The organism is Luteibacter flocculans, from assembly GCF_023612255.1.
Taxonomy (GTDB): Bacteria; Pseudomonadota; Gammaproteobacteria; order Xanthomonadales; family Rhodanobacteraceae; genus Luteibacter; species Luteibacter flocculans.
Window position 1 is genome coordinate 430006 of sequence record NZ_CP063231.1, and the last position, 25238, is coordinate 455243.

25 protein-coding genes are annotated in these 25238 nt (G+C 64.4%); 16 read left to right on the forward strand and 9 right to left on the reverse strand.

Annotated features, from left to right (window positions below; all coding sequences use genetic code 11):
• Positions 1-41: 41 nt before the first annotated feature.
• Positions 42-530 (reverse strand): GAF domain-containing protein, encoded by a 489-nt coding sequence (locus IM816_RS01810; RefSeq protein WP_250339556.1) that lies wholly within the window; start codon positions 528-530, stop codon positions 42-44.
• Between the two features lie 76 nt (positions 531-606).
• On the opposite strand from IM816_RS01810, the gene bioD reads away from it, so the two are divergent.
• The 3 genes from bioD to dcp all read left to right on the forward strand — a co-directional run bounded on the left by bioD (position 607) and on the right by dcp (position 3951).
• On the forward strand, positions 607-1278 hold the full coding sequence (bioD, locus tag IM816_RS01815) for a dethiobiotin synthase (RefSeq protein WP_072323145.1): 672 nt from the start codon (positions 607-609) through the stop codon (positions 1276-1278).
• 37 nt (positions 1279-1315) lie between these two features.
• The gene (locus tag IM816_RS01820; protein ID WP_250339557.1) at positions 1316-1651 is read left to right on the forward strand and encodes a hypothetical protein; all 336 of its coding nucleotides are present in this window, start codon (positions 1316-1318) and stop codon (positions 1649-1651) included.
• A 119-nt stretch (positions 1652-1770) separates the two neighbouring features.
• Entirely contained in the window at positions 1771-3951 is a 2181-nt protein-coding gene (gene dcp, locus IM816_RS01825) for a peptidyl-dipeptidase Dcp (protein ID WP_250339558.1), read from the forward strand.
• A gap of 69 nt (positions 3952-4020) precedes the next feature.
• Here the strand turns inward: dcp and IM816_RS01830 are convergent, their stop codons facing one another.
• The 5 genes from IM816_RS01830 to putA all read right to left on the reverse strand — a co-directional run bounded on the left by IM816_RS01830 (position 4021) and on the right by putA (position 9693).
• Positions 4021-4551, reverse strand: coding sequence for a DUF2599 domain-containing protein (locus IM816_RS01830; RefSeq protein ID WP_250339559.1), 531 nt, complete (start codon positions 4549-4551; stop codon positions 4021-4023).
• A 256-nt stretch (positions 4552-4807) separates the two neighbouring features.
• Positions 4808-5104 (reverse strand): 2Fe-2S iron-sulfur cluster-binding protein, encoded by a 297-nt coding sequence (locus tag IM816_RS01835; RefSeq protein ID WP_250339560.1) that lies wholly within the window; start codon positions 5102-5104, stop codon positions 4808-4810.
• Between the two features lie 70 nt (positions 5105-5174).
• A complete protein-coding gene (locus tag IM816_RS01840; protein WP_250339561.1) occupies positions 5175-5765 on the reverse strand; it encodes a hypothetical protein in 591 nt (196 codons plus the stop codon).
• 135 nt (positions 5766-5900) lie between these two features.
• Positions 5901-6389, reverse strand: coding sequence for a DUF2599 domain-containing protein (locus IM816_RS01845; RefSeq protein WP_250339562.1), 489 nt, complete (start codon positions 6387-6389; stop codon positions 5901-5903).
• A gap of 151 nt (positions 6390-6540) precedes the next feature.
• On the reverse strand, positions 6541-9693 hold the full coding sequence (gene putA, locus IM816_RS01850; protein ID WP_250339563.1) for a bifunctional proline dehydrogenase/L-glutamate gamma-semialdehyde dehydrogenase PutA: 3153 nt from the start codon (positions 9691-9693) through the stop codon (positions 6541-6543).
• Between the two features lie 176 nt (positions 9694-9869).
• Here putA and IM816_RS01855 point away from each other — a divergent pair, with 176 nt between their 5' ends.
• From IM816_RS01855 to IM816_RS01885, 8 genes are all read left to right on the forward strand, one after another.
• Positions 9870-10352 (forward strand): DUF2244 domain-containing protein, encoded by a 483-nt coding sequence (locus IM816_RS01855; RefSeq protein WP_177257398.1) that lies wholly within the window; start codon positions 9870-9872, stop codon positions 10350-10352.
• Between the two features lie 20 nt (positions 10353-10372).
• A complete protein-coding gene (gene coxB, locus IM816_RS01860) occupies positions 10373-11272 on the forward strand; it encodes a cytochrome c oxidase subunit II (RefSeq protein ID WP_072322434.1) in 900 nt (299 codons plus the stop codon).
• Positions 11273-11304: 32 nt separating this feature from the next.
• Positions 11305-12918 carry a cytochrome c oxidase subunit I gene (gene ctaD / locus IM816_RS01865; protein WP_072322435.1) on the forward strand — a complete coding sequence of 538 codons (1614 nt, stop codon included), beginning with the start codon at positions 11305-11307 and terminating at the stop codon, positions 12916-12918.
• A gap of 3 nt (positions 12919-12921) precedes the next feature.
• Complete coding sequence (locus tag IM816_RS18665) at positions 12922-13047, forward strand: hypothetical protein (RefSeq protein WP_256470217.1); 126 nt, start codon at positions 12922-12924, stop codon at positions 13045-13047.
• Positions 13048-13079: 32 nt separating this feature from the next.
• Complete coding sequence (locus IM816_RS01870) at positions 13080-13970, forward strand: cytochrome c oxidase subunit 3 (protein WP_072322436.1); 891 nt, start codon at positions 13080-13082, stop codon at positions 13968-13970.
• Between the two features lie 1127 nt (positions 13971-15097).
• Positions 15098-17689 carry a glycoside hydrolase family 31 protein gene (locus IM816_RS01875; protein ID WP_250339564.1) on the forward strand — a complete coding sequence of 864 codons (2592 nt, stop codon included), beginning with the start codon at positions 15098-15100 and terminating at the stop codon, positions 17687-17689.
• Positions 17690-17837: 148 nt separating this feature from the next.
• A complete protein-coding gene (locus IM816_RS01880) occupies positions 17838-18341 on the forward strand; it encodes a hypothetical protein (RefSeq protein ID WP_250339565.1) in 504 nt (167 codons plus the stop codon).
• Positions 18342-18473: 132 nt separating this feature from the next.
• On the forward strand, positions 18474-18746 hold the full coding sequence (locus tag IM816_RS01885) for a DUF2845 domain-containing protein (protein ID WP_250339566.1): 273 nt from the start codon (positions 18474-18476) through the stop codon (positions 18744-18746).
• A gap of 61 nt (positions 18747-18807) precedes the next feature.
• Here the strand turns inward: IM816_RS01885 and IM816_RS01890 are convergent, their stop codons facing one another.
• Positions 18808-19044, reverse strand: a complete 237-nt coding sequence (locus tag IM816_RS01890) for a twin transmembrane helix small protein (protein WP_072322441.1) — start codon at positions 19042-19044, stop codon at positions 18808-18810.
• 41 nt (positions 19045-19085) lie between these two features.
• Between IM816_RS01890 and IM816_RS01895 the strand changes: the two genes are divergently transcribed.
• The 4 genes from IM816_RS01895 to cyoE are packed head-to-tail and all read left to right on the forward strand — an operon-like array spanning position 19086 to position 22443.
• Positions 19086-19796 (forward strand): SURF1 family protein, encoded by a 711-nt coding sequence (locus tag IM816_RS01895; protein WP_250339567.1) that lies wholly within the window; start codon positions 19086-19088, stop codon positions 19794-19796.
• An 18-nt stretch (positions 19797-19814) separates the two neighbouring features.
• Positions 19815-20381 (forward strand): hypothetical protein, encoded by a 567-nt coding sequence (locus tag IM816_RS01900; protein ID WP_250339568.1) that lies wholly within the window; start codon positions 19815-19817, stop codon positions 20379-20381.
• Positions 20381-21529 (forward strand): COX15/CtaA family protein, encoded by a 1149-nt coding sequence (locus IM816_RS01905; protein WP_250339569.1) that lies wholly within the window; start codon positions 20381-20383, stop codon positions 21527-21529. Before IM816_RS01900 ends, IM816_RS01905 begins: the two co-directional genes overlap by 1 nt.
• Positions 21526-22443 (forward strand): heme o synthase, encoded by a 918-nt coding sequence (gene cyoE, locus IM816_RS01910; protein WP_250339570.1) that lies wholly within the window; start codon positions 21526-21528, stop codon positions 22441-22443. Before IM816_RS01905 ends, cyoE begins: the two co-directional genes overlap by 4 nt.
• Before the next feature lie 5 nt (positions 22444-22448).
• Here the strand turns inward: cyoE and IM816_RS01915 are convergent, their stop codons facing one another.
• Both IM816_RS01915 and hemH read right to left on the reverse strand, forming a co-directional pair.
• Positions 22449-23291: an alpha/beta fold hydrolase gene (locus IM816_RS01915; RefSeq protein WP_250339571.1), complete on the reverse strand. Its 843-nt coding sequence runs from the start codon at positions 23289-23291 to the stop codon at positions 22449-22451.
• Positions 23284-24405, reverse strand: a complete 1122-nt coding sequence (gene hemH / locus IM816_RS01920) for a ferrochelatase (RefSeq protein WP_250339572.1) — start codon at positions 24403-24405, stop codon at positions 23284-23286. Before hemH ends, IM816_RS01915 begins: the two co-directional genes overlap by 8 nt.
• 106 nt (positions 24406-24511) lie before the next feature.
• On the opposite strand from hemH, the gene IM816_RS01925 reads away from it, so the two are divergent.
• Positions 24512-25198, forward strand: coding sequence for a lipid-binding SYLF domain-containing protein (locus IM816_RS01925; protein WP_250339573.1), 687 nt, complete (start codon positions 24512-24514; stop codon positions 25196-25198).
• Positions 25199-25238 lie beyond the last annotated feature (40 nt).

Consider the following 25238-nt stretch of genomic DNA (forward strand, 5'->3'; position numbering starts at 1 on the left):
TCCCACAGTCGGTAGCGATGGTTTTCGCGAGTTCTACCGGGTCAGCCCAGCGTGGTCATGAAGACCTGGCACAGCGCTTCCATGCCCTTGCGGTCTTCGTCGTCGAAGCGTGCCACCGAGGGGCTGTCCACGTCCCACACACCGAACAAGCTGCCGTCGGCCTTCACCAGCGGCACCACGATCTCCGAGTTGGAGGCTGCATCGCAGGCGATGTGCCCATCGAAGTCGTGCACGTCGCGGACGACCTGGGTCTGGCGCGTCTGTGCCGCCGTACCACACACGCCGCGACCGAGCGCGATGCGAATGCAGGCTGGCTTGCCCTGGAATGGCCCCACGACCAGCTCGGTGCCGTCGAACAGGTAGAAGCCGGCCCAGTTGAGATCGGGTACGGCGTCGTAGACGAGTGCGGCGAAATTGGCCGCATTGGCGATGACGTTGGTCTCGCCGTGCATGAGGCCCTTGGCCTGCTCGACCAGCTCGGCGTACAGCGTGGCCTTGTCGTCGGTGGCGATCGCCTTGGCTTCGAACATGGCAGGTTCCGGATGCAATTCAGGGACAGAAGCCGTGTATGGTGCCACGTCCGTTCTTCCGCAAGGCCACCGCACGATGTCCCGACACTTCTTCGTCGCCGGTACCGATACCGGCGTGGGCAAGACGCACGGCACCCAGGCGCTGATCCATGCTTTTCGCCGCGCAGGCGATCGGGTGGCCGGCATGAAGCCGGTCGCCAGCGGCTCGGCGCGCACGCGCGACGGCCTGCGCAATCAGGACGCCCTGGACCTGCAGGCCGCAAGTACACCGCCACCACCCTATGAACGCGTCAACCCGATTGCCCTGGAAGATGCGGTGGCGCCGCATCTCGCCGCGCGTCTGACCGGCACGCCCATCGCGTGGGAACCGCTCGACGCCGCCTTCGAGACGCTGACCCGCGATTACGAGCGCGTCGTGGTCGAGGGCGTCGGCGGCTGGCTGGTGCCCCTGGCCGAAGGCATGTCCGCCGAAGACATACCGAGGCGCTGGAACCTGCCCGTGGTCCTGGTGGTGGGTGTGCGCCTCGGTTGCATCAGCCACGCGCGCCTGACGGCGCGGGCGATCGAGGCCGATGGATGCCGTCTTGTCGGGTGGATCGGCAACCTCATCGAGCCGACCATGCCGTTGCTGGAGGAGAATGTGGCGACATTGCGCGAGTACCTGCCGGCGCCTTGCCTTGGCGTGCTGCCGCATCGTGTGGCACCGGCGGACGCTGCCGTGCTGATCGATCTCTCTTCACTTGGCTGACGGTGCCTTCACGGCCGCAGCCTTAACTAGTGATGTCATGACCACCTACTACCTTTCCGTACAGGACATGAGCAAGGCGAAGGGTCCGGACCCCGAGCTTTCCTTCGAGGGCATCGGCCCGGAAAAACTCGCCGCCGACATCGCCGAAGCGATGCGCAGCGACAGCCTCTTCCAGCGTTGGCGCGCCAAGCAGCCGGACCCTGACGAGGTCGATCCGAGTCTGGGCGTCACCGACGCCTCGGCGTCGGCCAAGGGCGAGTTGTCCAACGACCGCAACGACGTCCAGCTCACCACCTCGCTGCCTATGCGGATCGTGAAGCATCGCCTGAATCTCCTGATCGGATCGAGCTGGCAGCTCCGCGACACCCGCTGACGTGCACGGCACGGTCGGTCACGGTCGCCCGTGCAGGTGCCCGTGACCGATGGTGGTTGTCCCCGCCGCATCGCCGCGGCTAGAGTCGGTGCCTTTCACCGCCAGGGGACAACCTGCTCATGCCGAAGGTCCATACGCTCGCGATCGCCATGTCGATCGCTTTCGCCGCCCACGCGTCAGCCAGCGACGCCAGCGCCGCGACGACGGCCGCGTCCTCTGGCGCACCGGCCGCCCAGGCCAAGACTGCCAAGGCTTCCCGCATGCACACCAACCCGTTGCTCACGCGCAGCACGCTGCCGTTCCAGGCACCTCCGTTCGACAAGATCGTCGATGCGGACTTCCAGCCCGCGCTGGAAGAGGGCATGCGTCAGCAGCTCAAGGAAATCGAGGCCATCGCCAATGCGTCGGCCGAACCCACGTTCGACAACACCATCGTGGCGATGGAGAAGTCCGGCGAGTTACTCAAGCGCACGCAGAACGTCTTCGGTGCGCTGACGGGCGCCAACACCAACGACACGCTGCAGAAGGTCGATGAAGACGAATCGCCCAAGCTGGCGGCGCACAGCGATGCGATCTACCTCAACGACAAGCTGTTCAAGCGTGTGGAGACGCTCTACCAGAAGCGCGATGCGCTGAAACTCGATCCGGAATCGGCGCGCCTGCTCGAGGTGGTCTACCAGGACTTCGTGCATGCGGGCGCGAAGTTGTCGCCGGCCGACAAGCAGCGGCTCAAGGCGATCAACAAGGAAGAATCGACGCTCAGCACACGATTCTCGAACCAGCTTCTCGCGGCGACGAAGGCCGGCGCGCTGGTCGTAGACGACAAGAAGGCGCTCGATGGTCTCTCCGACGCCGAGATCGAAGCCGCGGCGCTCGCTGCCAAGGACCGCAAGCTCGATGGGAAGTACGTGATCCCGCTGCAGAACACCACGCAGCAGCCGGACCTGCAGGCCATGAACGACCGCGCCACGCGCGAGAAGCTGTTCAAGGCGTCGTGGGAGCGTGCCGAGCACGGTGACGCCAACGACACGCGCGAGATCATCACGCGCATCGCGCTGCTGCGCGCCGAGCGCGCGAAGTTGCTCGGCTTCCCCAACTACGCCGCGTGGAAACTCGACGACCAGATGGCGAAGACGCCGGAGGCTGCCGAGGCCTTCATGGAACGGCTGGCCCCCGCGGCCGTGGCTCGCGCCACCGCCGAATCGAAAGACATCCAGCAGGTGATCGACCAGGAGAAGGGCGGTTTCCAGGTGCAGGCCTGGGACTGGGATCACTACGCCGAGAAGGTGCGCAAGGCGAAGTACGACCTCGACGAGGCGCAGATCCGCCCCTATTTCGAACTCGACAACGTGCTTCAGAATGGCGTGTTCTACGCCGCGAACCAGCTTTACGGCATCACCTTCAAGGAGCGCAAGGACATCCCGGTGTGGCAGCCGGACATGCGCGTGTTCGAGGTGTTCGACAAGGACGGCACCTCTATGGCGTTGTTCTATTGCGACTACTTCAAGCGCGACAACAAGAACGGCGGCGCATGGATGAGCAACCTGGTGGACCAGTCCACGTTGCTCGGCACGAAGCCGGTCGTCTACAACGTCACCAATTTCACCAAGCCCGCGGCGGGCCAGCCGGCGCTGCTGTCGTTCGATGACGTAACGACGATGTTCCACGAGTTCGGCCATGCCCTGCACGGCATGTTCGCGGCATCGCGCTACCCCACGCTGTCGGGAACCAACACGGCACGCGACTTCGTCGAGTTTCCCTCGCAGTTCAACGAACAGTGGGCGACCGATCCGAAGGTCTTTGCCAACTATGCCAAGCACTACCAGACCGGTGCGCCGATGCCGGCCGCCCTGGTGGAGAAAATCAAGAAGGCGAAGAGCTTCAATCAGGGCTACGCGATGAGTGAGCTGATTTCCGCCGCCCTGCTCGACATGCGCTGGCACATGCTGCCGCCGAATTCGCCCAAGCCCGATGTGGATGCGTTCGAAGCCAATGCGTTGAAGCAGGCCGGCTTCACGTTACCGCAGGTGCCGCCGCGCTACCGCTCCAGCTACTTTGCGCACATCTGGGGCAGCGGTTACGCCGCAGGTTACTACGCGTACCTGTGGACGCAGATGCTCGACTCCGATGCGTTCGAGTGGTTCCAGGAGCACGGCGGGCTCACGCGCGAGAACGGCCAGATCTTCCGCGACAAGATCCTCTCTCGCGGCAACACCGAGGAACTTGGCAAGCTCTACCGCGACTTCCGCGGCAGGGATCCGAGCATCGAGCCGATGCTGAAGGATCGCGGCTTGAAGTGATTCTGCCGGGGGCCTCCGAGAGGGGGCCCCATCCGTTCAGTCGACTGTACGTTGTCCCTGCCGCCTGATTCAGGTTCCGGAAGCTCCCTCGCCGGCATGTTTCGCCGTGGCCGGGTCGCCAGCTTTGCCGGGAATGTAGGGATTGCACCCTGCATTGTCCGTCGCGTCGTCTCCTACCCACGGTCGATAGGGCTCCAGGTTCCATTCGTCTTTGTCGCGGGCAATGCGCAGGTGGCAAGTCAATTGATTGATCATGCCTTTCACGTTCTTCCAACGGTCGCTGGGGCGAGGTCCGCTGCCGAACTGCTCCGGATCGCCATAGAGCTTCACTATCTCGTAGAACATGTGGGGCGTGTCGCTGGGGCCGATCCGGCGTCCGCATGCAGTGGGGACGATGCGCAGGCTGGTTTCCCCCCATTGGTCGACAAACCAGCGCGACTCCGCCGTATTGACGTAAGAAGAGCAGGAGCCTTCCCTCGGCGCTGCCGCGGCGAGTCGTTCGCCGCGCGCGAAGAGAAGCTCGTTCAGAAGTGCCCCGCCTGCCAGCCCCGCGACGAGGACAAGCAGGCCAACGACCACGCGCCGCATTCTTGTGTCCATGTTCCCATCCTTGGTTTGAAGCGATGTTCGTTCGTACTGCGCGCATGGACGAGGTCTCGGCCGCAGCCCTTGCGGCTACCAGCGTATAGCGCCTCCGCGCCACACTATGCCTTGCACTTCCTCCAGCGGCGGCGCGCAATAATCGATCGTGTGGCGCAGGAGGCTGCTCTTCTGCGTACGCAGGGGACTTGACCGGGTTCGTCACTCGCCTACCCACGTCAAAAGCCCCCAGTTTGCCTGGAGAGCCATTTGTTTCTTAATAGAGCTCCTCCTCACAATTTGTCTTCAAAACTAAATCGGATGTGGGATACGCAACGCATGTCAATACATATCCTTTCTTTATTTGCTCATCGTCGAGGAATGATTGGTCGCTCTGATCGACCGTGCCACTGATCAGTTTTGCGGCGCAAGTACTGCAAGCGCCCGCTCTGCATGAATAGGGCAAATCTACGCCCGCTTCTTCGGCCACATCCAAAATATATTCATCACCGGCTACTTCCAATTTCGCCTCTTCCCCTTCCGGCATTTTCAGCGTCACTTTGTATTTGGCCATGTCTTTTGCTCCCGTCCTTGATAGCTGCGGTTCTTCAGCGGGGTGCCCGTGAAGTCATCGATAGGCCCGCTTACGGATCGAGCTGAATTCGGCTGATCCGCATGTTGCCTCCACGCCAGACGATGCCCTGCACTTCCTCCAGCGGCGGTGCGCAGTAATCGATCGTGTGGCGCAGGAGGCTGCCGTCGTGGGCGCGCGCCACGCGCGGCTTGTGCACGGTCAGTGCCTGCACTTCCGTCAACGTCGTATGCCGCAGCAGGCCAACGTGGACGTCCACTGCGCGGCTTTCCAGTTCGATGTGGAAGGCCACATGACTGTACGCGTGACGAAACAGGATCTGGCAGGCGTTGCGTAGGCGCAGATTGCCTTCGCTGACGGCGGTTAACGCAAAGCCGTCCTCCGCCTCCACGATGACGAGCGCCTCGTCGCCCGTGACGACGAGCAGTTCGCCCAGGTCGTGCGTCTGGTTCGCGGCGAGCGTGTGATAAGACACATGCTCGAAACGTTCGAGATGAGGCTTCACGGCCGGCGCGCCTTTGCCTTCAGGCAGCAGGGCCAGCGCACGTTGTGCTTCGTTCGGCGGCTGGCGCGGGTGGTGCCGCCCTGCTGTTGATATCGGAAAGGGCGGCAGGTGTGCCGCGCCCTGCGTGGGAGCCGTCATGTGAAACCCTCCTTGGCATGGACCGGCATCCTGCCGGCAATGAACGTGCTCAAGCTAAGCAGTGGTGGGGATCCTGCCGCAATAGACCGGATGACGTAGGCGGTCCGGTTGCGTCATGCGCGGTGCGCGCGACGCCTATTCGAAAGGCGTGTCCGGACGACCGACGCTGGGGTTGCACTCTGCCGCCCAGGTATCGGCGTACCCGACGTAGGGCCGGTCGGGCTCCAGGTTCCAGGTGGGCTTCTGCGGAAAATTGATCACGTGACAATCGAGCTGGTTGATCATGCCGCGCGTGTTCCGCCAGTTGATATTGCCGCTGAATTTCTCGATGACTTCCATATCCAGGCTGTCCCGCTTGGTGAGATCGTCGCTGACCCCTCGCCCGCAGGGCGTGGGCGTGACCTCCAGCACCGGCCCGTATTCGTCGATATGCCATTTTCCTGAGGCGACGAAGCCTTCGCCGGTCTGTGCGTCGCACGGTGCCGTTCGACCAAGCCGCGTGCTGTGCCGGGCGTCATCCATGACGCGCACGGGCTGGGGGCGAAGCGTGTGTGCGATCCACACGACGAGACCGGCCAGCAACAAGAGAACGATACCCGCGACAGCGATGCCTGATGCTTTCATGACGTTTCATCCTTGAGGTCATGGTGACGTGGCGCTTCCAGCGCACGTGACGAGCATAGCGACTTGCGCGTCGTTGGCGGCGGCGCAAAAAAAAGCCCCTTCCCATCGCCGGGAAGGGGCTTCGTTCCGGCGTGCCGGAAACGCTTTGCGATTACTCGCCGATCGTAAGCAGCGAGGCGTTGCCGCCCGCCGCCGTCGTGTTGATCGTGAGGGTGCGCTCGCCCGCGAAGCGGAGCAGGTAGTGCGGACCGCCCGCCTTCGGGCCGGTGCCCGACAGGCCTTCGCCGCCGAACGGTTGCACGCCCACCACAGCACCGATCTGGTTGCGGTTGACGTAGCAGTTACCCACGCGTGCGCGGCTCTGGATGAACTCGATGGTGTCGTCGATGCGGCTGTGGATGCCCAGCGTCAGGCCGAAGCCGGTGCCATTGATCTGATCGACCACCTTCTCCAGCTCCGAGCCCTTCCAGCGGATCACGTGCAGCACCGGGCCGAAGATTTCGCGGGTGAGCGTCTGCAACGACGGGATCTCGTAGGCGCGCGGCGCGAAGAACGTGCCGTTGGCCGTCGATTCCGGCAGCGGAACCTCGGCGATCTTCTTCGCCTCGCGATCCATGCGTGCCACGTGATCGACGAGGATCTTGCGCGCATCCTCATCGATAACGGGACCGACATCCGTCGACAGCAGGCCCGGATCGCCGACCTTCAATTCAGCCATGGCGCCGGCAAGCATGTCGATCACCTTGTCGGCGATGTCTTCCTGCACGAACAGCACGCGCGCGGCCGAGCAACGCTGACCGGCCGACTGGAATGCCGAGGAAATCACATCCTTGACGATCTGTTCCGGCAGCGCGGACGAGTCGGCGATCATGGCGTTCTGACCGCCGGTTTCGGCGACCAGCGCTGCGATCGGTGCGTTGCGCGCGGCGAGCGCGCGGTTGATCGCCCACGCGGTTTCCGTCGAACCGGTGAAAGCCACGCCGGCCACGCGCGGATCGCGGGTCAGCGCCGCGCCCACGGTGCTGCCATCGCCCGGCAGGAACTGCAGCACGTCGGTGGGGATGCCCGCGGCATGCAGAAGCTTCACCGCCAGGTAGCCGATGAGCGAGGTCTGCTCGGCCGGCTTCGCGATCACGGCATTGCCCGCCGCGAGTGCGGCGGCGACCTGGCCGAGGAAGATGGCGAGCGGGAAGTTCCACGGGCTGATGCAGACGAACACGCCGCGGCCATTGAGGAACAGCTGATTGCTTTCGCCGGTGGGGCCGGGCAACTGCTCGGGCTGGCCGAACAGGCGACGCGCCATCGTGGCGTAGTAGCGCAGGAAGTCCGCGGCCTCGCGGATCTCGGCGATGGCATCCGGCAGGCTCTTGCCCGCTTCGCGCACGCATAGCGCGATGAACTCGGCGCGGTTGTGTTCGAGCTGCTCGGCCGCGTGCTCGAGGATGGCCGCACGGCTCGCCGCCGGCAGGCGATCCCAGCCCGGCTGCGCCTTCACGGCAGCGGCGAGGGCGTGGTCGACGAGCGCGGCGTCGGCATTCTCGACGGTGCCGATGATGCGGCGACGGTCGGACGGATCGGTAACCTCGACCTTGGCGCCGGACGTGGCATGGCCCGCGACGAGCGGTGCAGCGTTCCAGGGGCCGCTGTGGCGGTTGATGGCGTCGGCGAGTTCGTTGAGCTCGTTGTCGTTAGCGAAGTTCATGCCCATGGAGTTCTTCCGAAGTTCACCGTAGAGATTGACCGGCAGGGGAATGCGCGGGTGGGGAATGGAGGCGAAGCCGCGCACGATCTCGCACGGATCGGCGACCAGCTCGCGCACCGGCACGCTCTCGTCCACCACGCGGTTGACGAAGCTCGTGTTGGCGCCGTTCTCCAGCAGGCGACGGACGAGATACGGCAGCAGGTCCTCGTGGCTGCCCACCGGCGCGTAGACGCGGCAGGGCACGTTGAGCTTGTCCTTGCCGATCACCTCGGCGTAGAGATCGGCGCCCATGCCGTGCAGGCGCTGGTTCTCGTACGGCCGACCCTTCGCGATGTGATGAATGGCTGCGATGGTATGCGCGTTGTGCGTGGCGAACTGCGGGTAGATGAGGTCGCTGCCTGCGGCGAACAGGCGCTGGGCGCAGGCGAGGTAGCTGACGTCGGTATTCGGCTTGCGCGTGTAGACCGGGTAGCCCGACAGGCCGTTCTCCTGCGCGCGCTTCACCTCGGCGTCCCAGTAGGCGCCCTTCACCAGGCGCACGAACCAGCGGCGGCCGGTGGCACGCGCCTTCTCGGTCACCCAGTCGATGACGAACGGTGCGCGCTTCTGGTACGCCTGGATGACAATGCCCAGGCCGTTCCAGCCTTCCAGCGACGGGTGTTCGAAGACGTCGCCGATAATGTCGAGCGACAGCTCCAGGCGATCGGCTTCCTCGGCGTCCACCGAAAGCGCGATGCCGTTCTTGTAGGCGAGCTGCGAGAGTTCGAGAAGCTTCGCGCCGAGTTCCGCGCGGGCACGGGCACGGTTCGCCACTTCGTAGCGCGGGTGCAGGGCGGACAGCTTCACCGAGATCGACGGCGCTTCCAGATTGTTCGGGAAGGGGCCGCGGGCGCCCAGGGCGTTGATGGCGTCGCGGTAGTCCTGCTGGTAGCGCTCCGCGGTGGCCTGGGTGAGCGCCGACTCGCCGAGCATGTCGTACGAGTAGCGATAGACCGCATGCTCCTTCTCGGCGGAACGGTCGAGCGCTTCCTTGATGGTGCGGCCCATGACGAACTGGTGACCCATAATTCGCATGGCCTGGCGCACGGCGAGACGAACCACCGGCTCGCCGGCACGGCCCACGAGGCGACGCAACGCGGAGGTGAAGTCGTGGCGGGTTTCCTCGGCCAGATTCACCAGGTGGCCGGTGAGCATCAGGCCCCAGGTGGAGGCGTTGACGAACAACGACTCGCTCTGGCCCAGGTGCTTCTTCCAGTCCGCCTCGCCGAGCTTGTCGCGGATGAGCTTGTCGGCGGTGGCCTTGTCCGGAATGCGCAGCAGCGCCTCGGCCACGCACATCAACAGCACGCCTTCCTCGGACGAGAGGTCGTACTGACGCATGAACGACTCGACGGCGCTCTGGTCCTTGGCGCGTGCGCGGACGCGGGTGACCAGGCCGGCGGCCACGTCGATCACGTGCTCGCGCTCGGTCGGGGGCAGGGTGGCCTGGGCCAGGAGGTCGTTGACGGCCTCGGTTTCGTCGCGCAGCCAGGCGGCCGTGATGCGCGCACGCGCCGGCTCGACGCCGGTCGGGAGTTCGGGACGGAGGATGGTCGGGTTCACTTGGGTGTGTGGGCACGGGGGAGACCGCCCATTGTAAGGGTGCGGGGCCCTTCGTGTGTTGTTGCGATGCGGTGCGGCCCGCGCGGGGCCTGGGTGCGACAACGCGCCGTCTTCCAACCTTGCTGCTTGCTGACTAGCGCCCTATCATCCCAACGTTCCAGGCACGCCAGGCTCCCATGATCGTGCTTCGACCGACCGCCGCGGGTCAGCCGCGCGTGTTGTGGCTTCGGCCCAACCGTGCGTTGGACAAGCGCGGTCTGCGTCGGCTGATCATCGGGCTTGCGGCGATGGCCCTGGCGACGGCGTCATGGGGTGCGTGGCAGGGCAATGTATTCGCCCCGGTCTTCGCCCTTCTGGAGGCCTTCGTCGTGGGATTCGCGCTTGGCGCGGCCTGGCGGGCCGGCGGCAGGGGTGAACGTATCGCGATTGGCCCGGATACGCTGGAGGTTCGTGCCGTACCGGGTCGCCGGACGGTCCGCTTCCAGACGTATTGGGTACGGATCGGACTGGCGCAGGGGAACGGGCGGCAGCGTCTGTTGCTCACGTCGCACGGCAACGAGCTCGAAATCGGTGCCTTCCTTGGGGAAGAGGAAAGGACCGAGGTGTCAAGGAAACTCATGGTGCTGCTGTCCGAAGTCTCAGGCCAGACGCGCAGGTAGGTTCAATAAAGGTGCAAGACATGACATCTGGCGGCATCGGACGATCGGTATCGGCGTGGGCGGCAGGCGCCCTCGCGCTGTTCGGAGGGGCGGCGTGGGCCAACCCGGAACCGAACCAGTTGAACATGACCAAGGGCGCGGCGGAGTGGTCGCCCTACGCGATGCACATGGTCGCCCTGTGGGTCTGCGTGGTCATCGGCGTGATCGTCTTCGGCGCGATGTTCGTGGCCATGTTCCGCTTCCGCAAGTCGCGCGGCGCCGTCGCCGAGAAGTGGTCGCACAGCACCAAACTCGAAGTGATCTGGACCGTGATCCCGGTCATCATCCTGATCTTCCTGGCCCATCTGGCCACCGGTGGCCTCACCAGCTTCGCCGACACCACGAACTCCGAGATGACCATCAAGGTCACCGGCTACCAGTGGAAGTGGCGCTACGACTACGTCGACTACAAGGGCAAGGGCGTCGATCGGGTCGGCTTCATGTCGAAGCTGGAAGAAACCTCCGACCGCACCCGCCAGCTCGGCTCCAACCTCGATCCGGCGAAGATCCAGGTCGATGGCTATCAGACCTATCTGCTCGACGTCGACAAGCCGCTCGTCGTGCCCACCGATACCAAGATCCGCTTCGTGATCGTCGGTGGCGACGTCATCCACTCCTGGTGGGTTCCGGCGCTGGGCTGGAAGATGGACGCCATCCCGGGTATCGCCAACTCGGCCTGGACCAAGATCAAGGAGCCGGGCGTGTACCGCGGCCAGTGCGCCGAACTCTGTGGGCAGGACCACGGCTTCATGCCGATCGTGGTCAAGGCCGTGCCCAAGGCCGAATTCGAACAATGGCTGGCGACGCAGGAAGACGAGGCCAAGGTTCAGAAGGCCGCGCAGACTGCCCAGACCGCTCCCGCCCCGGCCCCCCAGGGTTAACCCGATTCAAGCTTAGGTAGAGGTGCAAGGCCATGGCGCACGCAGCCACCCACGACCACCACGATCACCACGGAGCCCCCAAGGGGTTCTTCCAGCGATGGGTGATGTCCACGAACCACAAGGACATCGGCACGCTGTACCTGATCTTCTCGCTGACGATGTTCTTCATCGGCGGCGCCTTCGCGATGGTCATCCGCGCGGAGTTGTTCAAGCCGGGCTTGCAGCTCGTGCAGCCGTATTTCTTCAATGAAATGACGACGATGCACGCGCTGGTGATGATCTTCGGCGCGATCATGCCCTCCTTCGTGGGCCTCGCGAACTGGATGATCCCGCTTATGGTCGGCGCGCCGGACATGGCGCTGCCGCGCATGAACAACCTGTCGTTCTGGATCATGCCGTTCGCATTCATCCTGCTGCTCTCGACGCTGTTCATGCCGGGCGGCGGTCCTGCCGGTGGCTGGACGATGTACCCGCCGCTGTCGCTGCAGGGCGAATCGATCGCGTACACGATCTTCGCGGTGCATTTGATGGGTATCAGCTCGATCATGGGCGCGATCAACATCATCGCCACGATCCTGAACATGCGCGCGCCTGGCATGGACCTGCTGAAGATGCCGGTGTTCGTGTGGAGCTGGCTGATTACCGCGTTCCTGCTGATCGCGGTGATGCCGGTGCTGGCCGGTGCGGTCACCATGCTGCTGACCGACAAGTATTTCCACACCAATTTCTTCAATGCCGCGGGTGGCGGCGACCCGGTGCTGTTCCAGCACATCTTCTGGTTCTTCGGGCATCCCGAGGTCTATATCATGATCCTGCCGGCGTTCGGGATCATCTCGGAGATCATCCCCACCTTCGCTCGCAAGCCGATCTTCGGCTACCGCGCGATGGTGTTCGCCATCGCGTCCATCGCGTTCCTCTCGTTCATCGTCTGGGCCCACCACATGTTCGCCGTGGGCCTGCCGATGGGCGCCGAGATCTTCTTCATGTACGCGACGATGCTGATCGCGGTGCCGACCGGCGTGAAGGTGTTCAACTGGGTGTCCACGATGTGGGGCGGCTCGATGACCTTCGAGACCCCGATGCTGTTCTCGATCGCCTTCGTGATCCTGTTCACCATCGGCGGCTTCTCGGGCCTGATGCTCGCCCTCGCACCGGCCGACTTCCAGTATCACGACACCTACTTCGTGGTGGCGCACTTCCACTACGTGCTGGTGACCGGTGCCGCGTTCTCGATCATGGCCGCCGCGTACTACTGGCTGCCGAAGTGGTCGGGCAACATGTACAGCGAGACGTGGGGCAAGATCCATTTCTGGTCGAGCGTGATCTCGGTGAACGTGCTGTTCTTCCCGCAGCACTTCCTGGGCCTCGCCGGCATGCCGCGCCGCATCCCCGACTACAACGTGGCCTTCGCCAACTTCAACATGATCAGCTCGATCGGCGGCTTCTGGTTCGGCGCCTCGCAGTTGATCTTCCTCGGCGTGATCATCCACTGCGTGTTCTTCTCGAAGAAGAAGGCCGCCGATCGCTCGTGGGAAGGGGCCAAGGGTCTGGAATGGACCGTGCCGTCCCCGGCGCCGTTCCATACCTTCGACGTGCCGCCGGTCATTCATGACGACGAGCTCGCCCACGGCAACACGGAACACTGATCGATGCAGCAGATCACCGACGCCGGAACCGAGGCGCGCCGCAAGCGCGCCCGCCGCACCGCCTACATCCTGGGCGGTTTCGCGGTTGGGGTGTTCCTGTTGTCGATCGTGCAGATGTTGAAGGTCTGACCGGCCAAACAAGAAATCCACGGGAAACCACCATGGGTCACCAGCAACAAGACGTCTACTTCGTACCGAGCAAGAGCTACTGGCCCATCGTGGCGGCGGTCTCCATGTTCGTCACCGTGTTCGGTGCCGCGCACTGGCTGAACGCGCAACCGGGTCAGGGTGGCTTCGGCAAGCCGCTGTTCTGGGTCGGCATCGCCATGATCCTGGGCATGTTCTTCGGCTGGTTCCGCTCGGTGATCAACGAGTCGCTGGCGGGCAACTACAACGGCCAGGTGGACCGCTCGTTCCGCATGGGCATGATGTGGTTCATCTTCTCCGAGGTCATGTTCTTCGGCGCGTTCTTCGGCGCACTGTTTTACGCGCGTCTGTTCGCGGTGCCCTGGCTCGGTGGCGAAGGCCACGGCGTGCTGACCCACCAGTTCATCTGGCAGGGATACGAAGCGGCATGGGGTGCCAGCGGTGGTGGCGGTCCCGAGAAGATCGGCGGCTCGTTCCAGACCATCCCGGCGTGGGGCCTCCCGCTGCTTAACACGCTGATCCTGCTGTCGTCCGGCGTCACCATCACCATCGCGCACCACGCGCTCAAGGCCGGCAACCGCAAGACGCTGCTGATCGGTCTCGGCGCCACGGTGCTGCTGGGCTGCCTGTTCCTGTGGTTCCAGGCGCACGAGTACGCTGAAGCGTACGAGCACTTCAACCTTACCCTCGGCAGCGGCGTGTACGGCGCCACGTTCTTCATGCTGACCGGCTTCCACGGCATGCACGTGACGCTCGGCACGATCATGCTCGCGATCATCTGGGTGCGCTGCGCGAAGGGCCACTTCTCCAAGGACGATCACTTCGGCTTCGAAGCGGTCGCGTGGTACTGGCACTTCGTCGACGTGGTCTGGCTGGCGCTGTTCCTGTTCGTCTACGTGCTCTGACCGATATCCACGGCGCGGTCGATCTGGCGACGCTCGTTCGATACATACGAAGTTGCCTTTTGGAGAGCCCGCCGCAAGCGGGCTCTCTGGCTATCTAGACTCCCAACTTACTTCGCTACTTTTTCTCGTGCCAGTTTCGGGCGTCCTTGGTCGGGGATGCCGCGTATCGTTGGTCCTCGACGCGGCCCCATGTCCAAGCGGCTTCGAACTACGGGATCGGGCGTGCTCGGTTTCGCCATCGCGTTCGTCTCGCCGGAGGCGCCGGGGTGGGCTTCTCTGCGCTCAAACAGCGTTTGCAGAGCGAACGAACTCCCTCAGAGAGGCCCACCCCGACACCTCTCCCATTGCTGAGGTGCCGTGAGGGGCGAGCAAAGCCATGCGCCGCGATAGTCTTGGTAGGAGCCGCTACAGCGGCGAGAAAACCTGGCGACACGGTTCACTTCTTACACGACGGCGCCATGTAGCAAGAGTCAGTACGGCTACATGAAGGCGTAGCAGGGAAGGTGGCCTTGCTCCAGGACGCCAGCAATTAACGGTTATCTTTCGCGACAACGGTCGACCATCCGGAATAGATACCAGCCGAGTGGCCCAGCGATCAGGCCAGTCGATTCGGCGACTAGAAAAAAGCGAAGGAGCCGATCCGGCGTCAGCGGATCTCCATTCACTGCCGCTGAAATGCAGTGAGATGCGAACATTATGGTTCCGAACCACACAATGCCGACGCGCCAGGTATACATCCACAACGACTGTGTCACGGAAAGCCATCCGCTCAGCTTTGCGGCGCGCGGCCCAATCACCGGTTCGCTGCTCGCAGTTCGATGCCACAATTTACCGCCGCACCGAGCATTCCGAGGCTGCCTCCAAATACCGCGCCTGCGAGCCCGCCGATCGGTCCGCATTTGATTTCTCCTTTGCTGTTTGGAAGGACTAATGTGCTTCGCGGAGAGCCGGTTCGAACGGTCGACCGCTATGCCGAGTCTGCACTGCCAGAATTCGCCACTGGCAGGCTTGTCCTCCTCTATTTTGTGTAAGGACCGGTCGCTTCCCGATCGTCCGAGGACGAAGACCTGACCCGTTTAAATCGATCCCATGCTAGGTTCGGGCGTCCTTGGTAGGGGAGGCTCCGCATGACGATGTTTCGCCTGATCGCGCTCGCGATGTTCGCGTGCGCCATCACCGCACCGGTGCATGCCGCCGATGCGCCTGTGGTCAGCGGGCAGGTCCGCTTCACGGTGCTGACGCCACGCGTGATCCGCATGGAGTATTCGCCGCGCGCGCAATTCGAAGATGCACCATCACTGGTCTTCGCCACACGCACCGCGGCGCCGGAGACGAAAGCCCAGGTCACGCATGAAAAGGGCTGGCTCGTCATTCGCACCGACGTGCTCACGCTGCGCTACAAGGAAGGCTCGGGCGCCTTCACGGCGGACAACCTCAGCATCGCGTCGAAGACGACGAAGCCTGCCATCGACTGGCATCCTGGTCTCAAGGAAACCACCAACCTAGGCGGCACCGCGCGCACGCTCGATCAGGTGGATGGCGATCGCCACGCCTCGGACAACTCGCTGCTCGACCTTGGCGATGGCCTGCTCTCGCGCGATGGTTGGCATGTCGTCGACGACACCGGCAGCTATGTTCTCGGCAACGAGACATTGCCGTGGGTACATCGCCGAACCCGTCAGGACTGCACCGATCAGACCTTCTTCGGTTACGGCCATGACTATGCGGCCGCGCTGAGCGATTTTGCTCAGGTGGCTGGCCGCGAGCCGCTGCCGCCGCGTTATGCCTTCGGGTACTGGTGGTCGCGCTATTGGAACTACAGCGACGACGAACTGCGCGATCTCGTCGCGCATTTCAACCGCTACGGCATTCCGCTCGATGTCCTGGTGATCGATATGGACTGGCACCGTACCGACGGCCTTTCATGGGTTCACCCCAAGAAAGACGTCAACGGCCAGAGCATGGGGTGGACGGGTTATACGTGGAATCGCAGCCTGTTTCCCGAGCCGGGGCGCCTGCTGCACTGGCTCGGCGAACAAGGCTTGAAGACCACGCTGAACCTGCACCCGGCCTCAGGCATCCTGCCGCATGAGGATGCGTACAAGGATTTCATGGCGGCGCTGAAGGCCGATCCGGCGAAGCCGCTGCCGTTCGAAGCCGCCGATGCCAACTATATGGCTGCGTATTTCCGCACCGTACTCGATCCGTTGAACGCGCTGGGCGTGACCTTCTGGTGGCTCGACTGGCAGCAGTGGAAGGAATCGAAGGCCATGCCCGGGCTGTCCAATACGTGGTGGCTCAACCACGTGTTCTTTACCCACATGCGGGAAGAGGGCAAGCGGCGCGCGTTGATTTACCACCGCTGGGGCGGGCTCGGTAATCACCGCTATCAGGTCGGTTTCTCGGGCGACTCGATCATTTCGTGGGCATCGCTGGCATTCCAGCCGCGTTTCACGGCCACTGCATCCAATGTGCTCTACGGCTATTGGAGCCATGACCTTGGCGGACATACGTTCCGCGACGAAAGCGATCCCGCCACGCGTCGCATCGATCCGGAGCTTTACATTCGCTGGATGCAGTTCGGTGCATGGAGCCCGATCATGCGCACCCATACCACCAAGAATCCCGACCTCACGAAGGAGCCGTGGCGCTTCGCACCCGCCGAGTTCGATGCGCTGCGCGATACGGTGCTCACGCGCTACACCTTCCTGCCCTATGCCTACACCATGGGCAGGAAGGCATACGACACCGGCATCTCGCTCGTGCGTCCCATGTACTACGCGTGGCCGGACAATGACGAGGCGTACAAGGCCAGCGGTGAATACATGTTTGGCGACGACCTGCTCGTCTCACCCGTGACGTCGGCCGGCGATGCCAACGGCTTCGCCACACACGCCACCTGGCTGCCGATGGGCGACTGGTTCGACACCAACGACGGTAGCGTCGTGAAGGGCGGTCGCACGATCCAGGCCCGCTATCGACTCGACGAAGTGCCCGTGTTCGCGCGTGCCGGAGCGATCGTTCCCACCAACACCGATCCGACGGTGAGCGTCTCGCACGATGGTGGTGGACGCACGTTACGCGTCTATCCCGGCGGCAACGGAAAGGCCGAACTGTATGAGGACGCGGGCGACGACGAAGGCTATCGCGGCAACGCGTTCGCACGCACGGCGCTCACGTCGGAGTGGTCGAAGCACGCGCTGCGCGTGCACGTCGCGCCGCGTGTCGGTGGCTACCCCGGCATGCCGACCTCACGCCAGTGGTCCGTGGACGTGCCCGCCGTCGCGATGCCGACCCGCGTGACGGTGGACGGCGTGACACTCACCCGTTCCGATGAAACGAAGCCCGGCACGTGGCGTCTCTCCGGCAAGGACCTCACGCTGCATGTCACGCTCCCCGCGCACGGCTACGACCAGGCGCAGACGGTCGAAGTGACATGGCCCGCCAACGCACCCGACGTCAACGGTCTGGTTGGGCAGATGCGTGACGTGCGCGCCGCGGTGGCCTGGCTCAAGGCGCACTGGCAAGACGTGAACGGCGTCTCCGACGAGGTCTCGCTCGCCGCACAAGCCGACTTGCTGATCGACTACCACCCCGACCAGTTCGCCGAGGAGGTCGCCGCATTCCGCAAGCGCTACGCCGCGCTGGACACGTCGCTGGAACAAGGCGGCGTACCGGCCGACATGCGCACGACGTTCAAGGCGAAGCTGGGTCGTTGAGTCAGTCCTGTCGCTTCCAGTTGCGCGCAACGATCGATCGTCTGAGATAGCCTCCACTTCCATGTAGGTCGATTTAGCATCATCGATCGCGTGGGTCTCGCTACCGGCGGTGCGTCGGATGAGGCGAAGCTCTTTCAGGGAGAGATAGATGACAAGCATCCAAGGATTCGATTTGCCGCGCTCGCGAACAGTTGCACGACGCCTGATAGCGACGCTCCTAGGGGCGGCATTGGTGTTCCATATCACCGGTGCGATCGCTGGCGCCAAGGCCCCGGAGACATTGAGCGAGGCTGAACGTGTTCAGATGGAGCAACTGCTTACGGCACAGACAGCCTCCGTTGTACAGAGACAGGAGCGAATGGATGGTCAGGGCATGCTTATGCCGCCGACGGTCCGGTTCACCGCTGATGGAACCAAGCTCATGGTCGAGCTGGGATCAGGTTACGTGCCGAAAATAAACGGAGGAGAGTTTGAAGATCACCTTATGGAGATCGCCAATCCGCTCCTTTTCCAGCTTGAGTCCGTGGCCCCCTTGAACGGTGTCGACTTTCTTTTTGGTGGATACGACGTCTTCCATTACTTCCCGGAAGATTGGAAACCGACGCCTCCACAGCGTGCGCCGAGGCTCGATATGACGGTCAATCACGATTAGCAAAGGTCTCATCTCGGCAGGACATCGACTTCGTTACCGCCTACAAATATTGGCCCATCGATTGACACCCCGCGAAGCGGTTTGCCATAAGTGCGGAGCACGCTCCGCACCGTCTTTGCGAAAGGTGAACCTATGAGGCGTACCGCTGCTTTTCTCTTCCTCACCTGTCTCGCGGCGAGCGCCGCAGCGGCGGACACTTATCGCTTCGGTTCCCGCGTGATTTCCACCGGGGACAGCGAAGGTCGGTTGCGCGAGGTGGCTGGCAAGCCGGATCGTGAAACGCCGATCGAGACCGATCGCGGTGGCCTGGCAGGGTATCGGCTGGAGTACTACCGGGGCGGCAAGTCGGTGCTGATCGAGGTGATCGGCGGCAAGGTGGCCCGGATCACCCAGATCGATTCGTGAGCGCCGCCTCTATCGGCGGCGCCAATTGCCGCACCGCGCCTTGGCTCCTCGCGGGGCCGCGCTAGAATTGGCCCACCCCGTGGGGGTGCAGCCAACCCATGAAGATGCCCAGCGCCACCATGGCGATGAGCAGCAGCGATAATCCGATACGGCGGGTGAGGGCCCAGACGGTGCGCTTGCTCTGGCCCTTGTCGGTCATCATGAAGAAAAGCGCCTGCCCGAGGTTGAACAACACCACCAGCAGCAGGATCACCAGCGCATATTTGTAGATGGTTTCCACGTGACCGTTCCGCCCCATTGCGACAATCCGAGTATAGCGGCGGCTGCGCGGGGTCTTGCATGACCTTTCTGCGCCGTCCGACGTGGTTCGCTGTCGCACTCACGGTGGCAGGCATCCTGGTCTTCGTGCGACTGGGCATGTGGCAACTGGACCGCGCCTCGGAAAAGGACGAACTGCTGCGGCGGTTCGCCGCAGGTGCCGCGGCCGGCGTCGAGGAATTCGGCATGGTGGCGGAGACGCCGCCCGACGATCGCTATCCGCGGCTCGACGTACAGGGCAGTTTCGTGCGCGATCGCTACTACCTTCTGGATGACCAGACCCACGCGGGTCAGCTCGGCGTGCATGTCTACGCGCCGTTCGCGCCACGCGGCCACGACCGCTACCTGCTGGTGGACCTGGGGTTCCTGCCCAAGGAGGGTGGGGCGAATCCGCGCCTGCCGCCGCTGCCGACGGGAGACATTGATGTCCATGGCCTTTACGTGCCGCCGCCGGGCGTCGGCATCCGCATGGGCGGCGATCGCCTGCCCGAGCAGCGGGGCGCCGAGAAGACCGTGATCTACGTGGACCTCAAGGACATCGCTGCCGATCTGGGCCACTCGCTGTATCCTCGCGTGCTGCTCATGGACGCCGACTCCGCGAGCATCTATGCGCGTGACTGGACGCCCGGCTTCATGCCGCCGGCGCGCCACCGCGCCTACGCCTTCCAGTGGTTCACCTTCGCCCTTGCGGCGGTGGTGATCTTTGTCCTCCTGCACCGCAAGCGACGTTGAGCAGCGGCCCGAGAACCCATGACCGATTCGAACGCCAAGTCCACCACACCGCGCAGCGGGCGCTTCAAGCTCGTGCTGATCATGCTGGTCTTCCTGGCTCCCATCGTCGCTGCCGGGATACTGACCCTGTCCGGCTGGCAGCCGCAGGGCAAGGGCAACGGCCAGCCGATCGTGCCGCAGCGCAGCGTAGCCGACGTGCGCGTGGATGCGGGCGGCAAGCCGTGGGCGTGGCGCGACAGTGAGCCTCGCCTCACCCTGGTGGCGTTGCCTGGCCCGGGCTGCGCCGAGCGCTGCGTGCAGACCCTGGCGCTGATGCGCAATGCGCGCATCGTGCTCAATCGCAATGCCGACCGCCTGCGGTTGCTGTACATCGGCGCGCCGCCCGTCGCGGCAGGTTCCGATGCTGTGATGACCGATTACGTCGTCGGCACTGACCCGGCAGATGCCTTCGCCGAATTCCGTCCGCGCGAGGCGGACAGCGTTGCGGCCGTGCTGGTCGAGTCGAACGCCACGGCGCTGGCCTGGTATCCGGCGGGCTTCGACCCTAACGGCTTGCGCAAGGACCTGCAGAAGGTGATCCGCTGATGTCGCCCCGCACCGTGAAGATTCTCCGCACGCTTGCCTTGCTGGCAGCGTTGTTCGCCTTCGGCGTCGTGATGTTCGGCGCGTTCGTGCGCCTGTCCAATGCCGGTCTGTCGTGCCCGGATTGGCCGACCTGCTACGGCAAGGCCACATGGCCCGGGCATGCACAGGACATCGCACAGGCGAACCAGGCCTTCCCCGATCGCCCGTTCGAAACGCACAAGGCGTGGCGCGAACAGGTGCATCGTTTCCTCGCCGGCAGCCTCGGCGTGATGGTGCTGGCGATTGCCGTGGTTGCGGCGTGGCGTCGCCGGTTCGCGGTGTCTGCCGTGCTCGTGGCGGCGGTGTTCGCCGCGGTGGGCGTGGTGATGTACATGCGCGGCGAACACGTCGTGTCGTCGTGCCTGTCGGCGCTGGCGATCGCCTTGCCGCTGGTGGCCGCAGCCACGCTGCCGCGACCGGGTGCATGGAAGGTCGGCGTGGCTGTGCTGGCCGTGATCATCTTCCAGGCCATGCTCGGCATGTGGACGGTCACGCTGCTGCTGAAACCCATCGTGGTGATGGGTCACCTGCTGGGCGGCCTCGCCACCTTCGCGCTGCTTGCCTGGGCTGCATTGCGCTGGTGGCGCGTCGGTTCGCCGGACGATCGCTACGCGGCGTTGCGTGCGCCGGTCGCGCTCGGCATCGCGGTGCTGGTCTGCCAGATCGCTCTCGGCGGCTGGACCAGCTCCAACTACGCCGCGCTTGCCTGCGGCACCGATTTCCCGAAGTGCCTGGGCGAATGGTGGCCACAGACGGATTTCCACGAAGGTTTCGTGCTCTGGCGCGGCATTGGCGTGAACTACGAAGGCGGCGTGCTCGACATGGCCGCGCGCAGCGCGATCCAGATCGCCCACCGCATCGGTGCGCTGGTGACCTTCTGCTATCTCGGCTGGCTCTCGCATCGGCTCGCGCGTGCCGGCTTGCGCAAGGCGGGTATCGCTGTCGCCGTCGTGCTGGTGGCCCAGGTGCTGCTCGGCATCGGTAACGTCCATCTCGGCCTGCCGCTGCCGGTTGCCACAGCGCACAATGGCGTCGCTGCGCTGCTGCTGTTTACCCTGCTGGTCGCGCTTGCCAGCACGCAGCGCCTTCCGGCGCCGGAGTCTCCGTGAGCATCCTCGGTCAATACCTGGAACTGACCAAGCCGCGCGTCGTCGCGCTGCTGGTGTTCTGCGCGGTCATCGGCATGTTTCTCGCCGTGGACGCGAATGGGCAGCGGGTGCTCCCCACCTGGCACGCCGTCGTCTTCGGCACGCTCGGCATATGGTTAGCGTCTGCGTCGGCTGCCGCGTTCAATCACCTGATCGATCAGCGCATCGATAAGCTGATGGCGCGCACCTCGCATCGTCCGCTCGCGACGGGACAGCTCACGCCGATGCAGGTGTTCGTGTTCGCCATGGCGCTTGGCATCGTCTCGATGCTGGTGCTGGTGTTCCTGGTCAACATGCTTACCGCGGTGCTGACCTTCTTCTCGCTGATCGGTTACGCCGTGATCTACACCGCGTACCTCAAACGTGCGACGCCGCAGAACATCGTGATCGGCGGCATCGCCGGTGCGGCGCCGCCCATGCTGGGCTGGACCGCGGTCACCGATTCGCTCCACCCGTACGCCCTGCAGTTGCTGCTGATCATCTTTGTGTGGACGCCGCCGCATTTCTGGGCGCTGGCCATCTTCCGCGTGGACGACTACTCACGCGCACAGGTGCCGATGTTGCCGGTGACGCATGGCGTGACCTATACGCGTTGGCACATTCTTTTCTACACGATCCTGCTCTTTGTCGTGACGCTGCTGCCGTTCTTTACCGGCATGAGCGGCCTGATCTACCTGTTCGGCGCCGTCGTGCTCGGCGCGGGCTTCCTCTGGTATGCGGTGCGCCTGCTCAACCCGCCGGACGAAATGTTCGCCATGCGTACGTTCAACTACTCCATCATCTACCTGATGGTGTTGTTCGCGTTCCTGCTGGCCGATCACTGGCTGGTGGACCCGGTGATCCAGACGGGCTTGCGCTTCGAGCCGGTGGCCTGAGCGCGTTAGCGATCCAGAGCGTCGCGTAGCCAGTCGGTGACGCGCTCGGGATGTTCCAGATGAAGATGGTGGCCGCCGTCCATGTGGGTGACGTGGATGTCGTCCACGCAGTCGATGCGTACCTGCAGCGCCTCGGGCTCAAGGTAGGGCGGATGCGGCCGGGCGAGCAGCAGTGACGTCGGCGCAGCCAGGCCAAGCAGCAGCGCCATGATCTGCGTTTCCGCCAGGCGGATGGCCGTGGGGCGCGACAGGCGCGGGTCGCTGCGCCAGCTGTAGCCCCCCTCGACCTCGCGCAGGCCGCGCTCGACGATGGGGCGCGCCAGATCCGCGTCCAGGCCGCTCGCCATCGCGCGGGCGCGGGCCGCATCCTCGATGCTCGGAAACACGCGCAGCGGGCGGGTCGCGCCGGGTGTCACGACCATGGCTTCGCGAAAACGATCGAGCGTGCGCGAACCGTCGTCGCCCAGCGGACCCAGGCCTTCGATCAGGGCCAGACCACGGATGCGTTCCGGTGCCGCAATGGCCACCATCGTCGCCACGCCCGCGCCGAGCGAGTGCCCGAGCAGGTGGAAGCGGGGCAGTGCGAGCGCATCGGCCGCCGCGAGCACGGCGCGCGCGTAGTCGAGGTACTGGTAGATCGTGCTGTCGGGCAGGTGATCGGATCGACCGTGGCCCGGCAGATCGAGCGCGATCACATGGAAGCGATTGGCGAGTCGCGGGGCGATCAACGCAAAACTGGCAGCGTTGTCGAGCCAGCCATGCACCATCAGCAGCGGCGGCGCATCCGGTTGCCCCCAGGCCAGGGCCGACAGCTCCAGCCCCGGCACCGAAACGGTCAACTCACGCATGTGCGCCGGCCTTGCGCGCCCTCTCGCGCGCTTCTGCGAGGCGCACCGCTGCCGCTGCGGCGTCATAGTCCTCCGCGAACTCCGGCCAGCCCTGCGTGTGGCGCAGCACCAGATCGGCGATGGCGTCGACATGCGTGGACGTGGCGTTCAGGCAGGGGATGTAGCTCAGTGTGTCGCCGCCGGCCTCGCGGAAGAACTCGCCGTTCTGCATGGCGATTTCCTCCAGCGTTTCGAGGCAATCGACCGCGAATCCAGGGCTGATGACGTCGATACGCTTGATGCCCTGCGCGCCGAAGGCCTTCACCGTCTCGTCGGTATAGGGGTGCAGCCAGCGTTCCCGGCCGACGCGCGATTGGAAACTCATGGGCGCTTCGTCTGCGCTCAGGCCCAGCGCCTCTCGCAGCAGGCGCGCCGTCGCGTGGCACTGGCAGAAGTAGGGATCGCCATTGCGCAGGTAGCGCTCGGGGATGCCATGGAAGCTCATGAGCAGCTTTTCGCCGCGTCCGTTCCGTTCCCAATGCGCCCGCACGCTGTCGGCAAGCGCGGCGATATACGCCGGCTCGGCGTGGTAGTCGTTGATCTGCCGCAGTTCCGGTGGCCAGCGCAGGCCCTTGATCGTGTCGGCCACGGCATCGAAGACACTGCCGGTGGAGGTGGCGGAATACTGCGGATACAGCGGAAGCACCAGCAGACGCCGCACGCCTTCGCGCTGCAACTGCGCGATGGTATCCGCCACGGCGGGCTTGCCGTAGCGCATGGCGAGCGCCACACGGATCGGGCCGGGCCGGCGTCGCCCGAGTTCCGTCTGCAGCGCGGCTGCCAGCGCTTCGCTGCCGACGCGCAACGGCGAACCCTGCTCGGTCCAGATGCGTGCATAAGCGTGCGCGGAGCGTTTCGGCCGCACACGCAGGATCACGCCGTGCAGGATGGCCATCCAGAGCAGGCGGGGGTATTCGATCACGCGTGGATCGCCCAGGAACTGCGCCAGATAAGGCCGCACGGCCGCGGCCGTGGGCGCATCAGGTGTACCGAGATTAACCAGCAGCACACCGGCCTGGGGGAGAGTGTCGTGGGAATGACCGGCAAGGCCGGTATAGTTTGGCGTACCTGGCATCGGCGTTCAGCGCTCGCGGGGATCGTTGCAGTCTGCCATAGGGCGGTGCAGCGACGCTCGTCGGGTCGCCGCCATCGATGCCCATCCGCGCCAGAAGGAGTCACCGATGTCCCCACGCCTGTTCAACCTGCTTGCCCTGGGATTCCTCACGCTGCTGCCCTCGATGGCGGCGCAGGCGGCAGACCCGCCGCGGACGCAAGCCGTCGAGGCCGTGCGGGTGCTGCGAGACATGGTCGAGGACGCGCCGGACAAGTCCCTGCCCACGGACATGTTGAAGAATGCCCACGCCATTGCCGTCATCCCGAAAATGGTCACGGGCGGCTTCGTGTTCTCGGGCACCAAGGGCGAGGGCCTCATTTCCATCAAGCGCGACGGCGTCTGGTCGAACCCGAACTTCATTTCCCTCGGCGGTGCCGGCGTCGGCTTCCTGGCGGGCATCCAATCCGCCGATGTGATCCTCGTCTTCATGACCGATCGCGGCGTCAACGAGATCATCGACGGCAAGTGGACCATGGGCGCCAATGCCGGCGCCGCCGCCGGACCGGTCGGTCGCTCGGCCACCGCAGCTACCGACGGCCGGATGAACGCCGAGATCTACACGTATGCCCGCGCCAAGGGCCTGTACGCCGGTATTGCCCTGAATGGCGCCCATTTCAGCATCGACGACGACTCGAACCGGGAAATCTACGGTCCGGGCATCACGCCGCGCCGGATTTTCGAGGGCGGTGTGACGAATGTTCCAAGCGAGGTGGTGAATTTCAGGGATAAACTGGAGGAGTACACTAGCCGCTGACCCCCGTCCCACTGGCCGCCGCAAGGCGCCCCCGAGGTTC

Bases quoted from the DNA above. Each gene is read 5' to 3' on its own strand.
- IM816_RS01810 (WP_250339556.1), bottom strand. From the start codon at position 530: ATGTTCGAAGCCAAGGCGATCGCCACCGACGACAAGGCCACGCTGTAC.
- bioD (WP_072323145.1), top strand. From the start codon at position 607: ATGTCCCGACACTTCTTCGTCGCCGGTACCGATACCGGCGTGGGCAAG.
- IM816_RS01820 (WP_250339557.1), top strand. From the start codon at position 1,316: ATGACCACCTACTACCTTTCCGTACAGGACATGAGCAAGGCGAAGGGT.
- dcp (WP_250339558.1), top strand. From the start codon at position 1,771: ATGCCGAAGGTCCATACGCTCGCGATCGCCATGTCGATCGCTTTCGCC.
- IM816_RS01830 (WP_250339559.1), bottom strand. From the start codon at position 4,551: ATGGACACAAGAATGCGGCGCGTGGTCGTTGGCCTGCTTGTCCTCGTC.
- IM816_RS01835 (WP_250339560.1), bottom strand. From the start codon at position 5,104: ATGGCCAAATACAAAGTGACGCTGAAAATGCCGGAAGGGGAAGAGGCG.
- IM816_RS01840 (WP_250339561.1), bottom strand. From the start codon at position 5,765: ATGACGGCTCCCACGCAGGGCGCGGCACACCTGCCGCCCTTTCCGATA.
- IM816_RS01845 (WP_250339562.1), bottom strand. From the start codon at position 6,389: ATGAAAGCATCAGGCATCGCTGTCGCGGGTATCGTTCTCTTGTTGCTG.
- IM816_RS01855 (WP_177257398.1), top strand. From the start codon at position 9,870: ATGATCGTGCTTCGACCGACCGCCGCGGGTCAGCCGCGCGTGTTGTGG.
- coxB (WP_072322434.1), top strand. From the start codon at position 10,373: ATGACATCTGGCGGCATCGGACGATCGGTATCGGCGTGGGCGGCAGGC.
- ctaD (WP_072322435.1), top strand. From the start codon at position 11,305: ATGGCGCACGCAGCCACCCACGACCACCACGATCACCACGGAGCCCCC.
- IM816_RS18665 (WP_256470217.1), top strand. From the start codon at position 12,922: ATGCAGCAGATCACCGACGCCGGAACCGAGGCGCGCCGCAAGCGCGCC.
- IM816_RS01870 (WP_072322436.1), top strand. From the start codon at position 13,080: ATGGGTCACCAGCAACAAGACGTCTACTTCGTACCGAGCAAGAGCTAC.
- IM816_RS01875 (WP_250339564.1), top strand. From the start codon at position 15,098: ATGACGATGTTTCGCCTGATCGCGCTCGCGATGTTCGCGTGCGCCATC.
- IM816_RS01880 (WP_250339565.1), top strand. From the start codon at position 17,838: ATGACAAGCATCCAAGGATTCGATTTGCCGCGCTCGCGAACAGTTGCA.
- IM816_RS01885 (WP_250339566.1), top strand. From the start codon at position 18,474: ATGAGGCGTACCGCTGCTTTTCTCTTCCTCACCTGTCTCGCGGCGAGC.
- IM816_RS01890 (WP_072322441.1), bottom strand. From the start codon at position 19,044: ATGGGGCGGAACGGTCACGTGGAAACCATCTACAAATATGCGCTGGTG.
- IM816_RS01895 (WP_250339567.1), top strand. From the start codon at position 19,086: ATGACCTTTCTGCGCCGTCCGACGTGGTTCGCTGTCGCACTCACGGTG.
- IM816_RS01900 (WP_250339568.1), top strand. From the start codon at position 19,815: ATGACCGATTCGAACGCCAAGTCCACCACACCGCGCAGCGGGCGCTTC.
- IM816_RS01905 (WP_250339569.1), top strand. From the start codon at position 20,381: ATGTCGCCCCGCACCGTGAAGATTCTCCGCACGCTTGCCTTGCTGGCA.
- IM816_RS01915 (WP_250339571.1), bottom strand. From the start codon at position 23,291: ATGCGTGAGTTGACCGTTTCGGTGCCGGGGCTGGAGCTGTCGGCCCTG.
- hemH (WP_250339572.1), bottom strand. From the start codon at position 24,405: ATGCCAGGTACGCCAAACTATACCGGCCTTGCCGGTCATTCCCACGAC.
- IM816_RS01925 (WP_250339573.1), top strand. From the start codon at position 24,512: ATGTCCCCACGCCTGTTCAACCTGCTTGCCCTGGGATTCCTCACGCTG.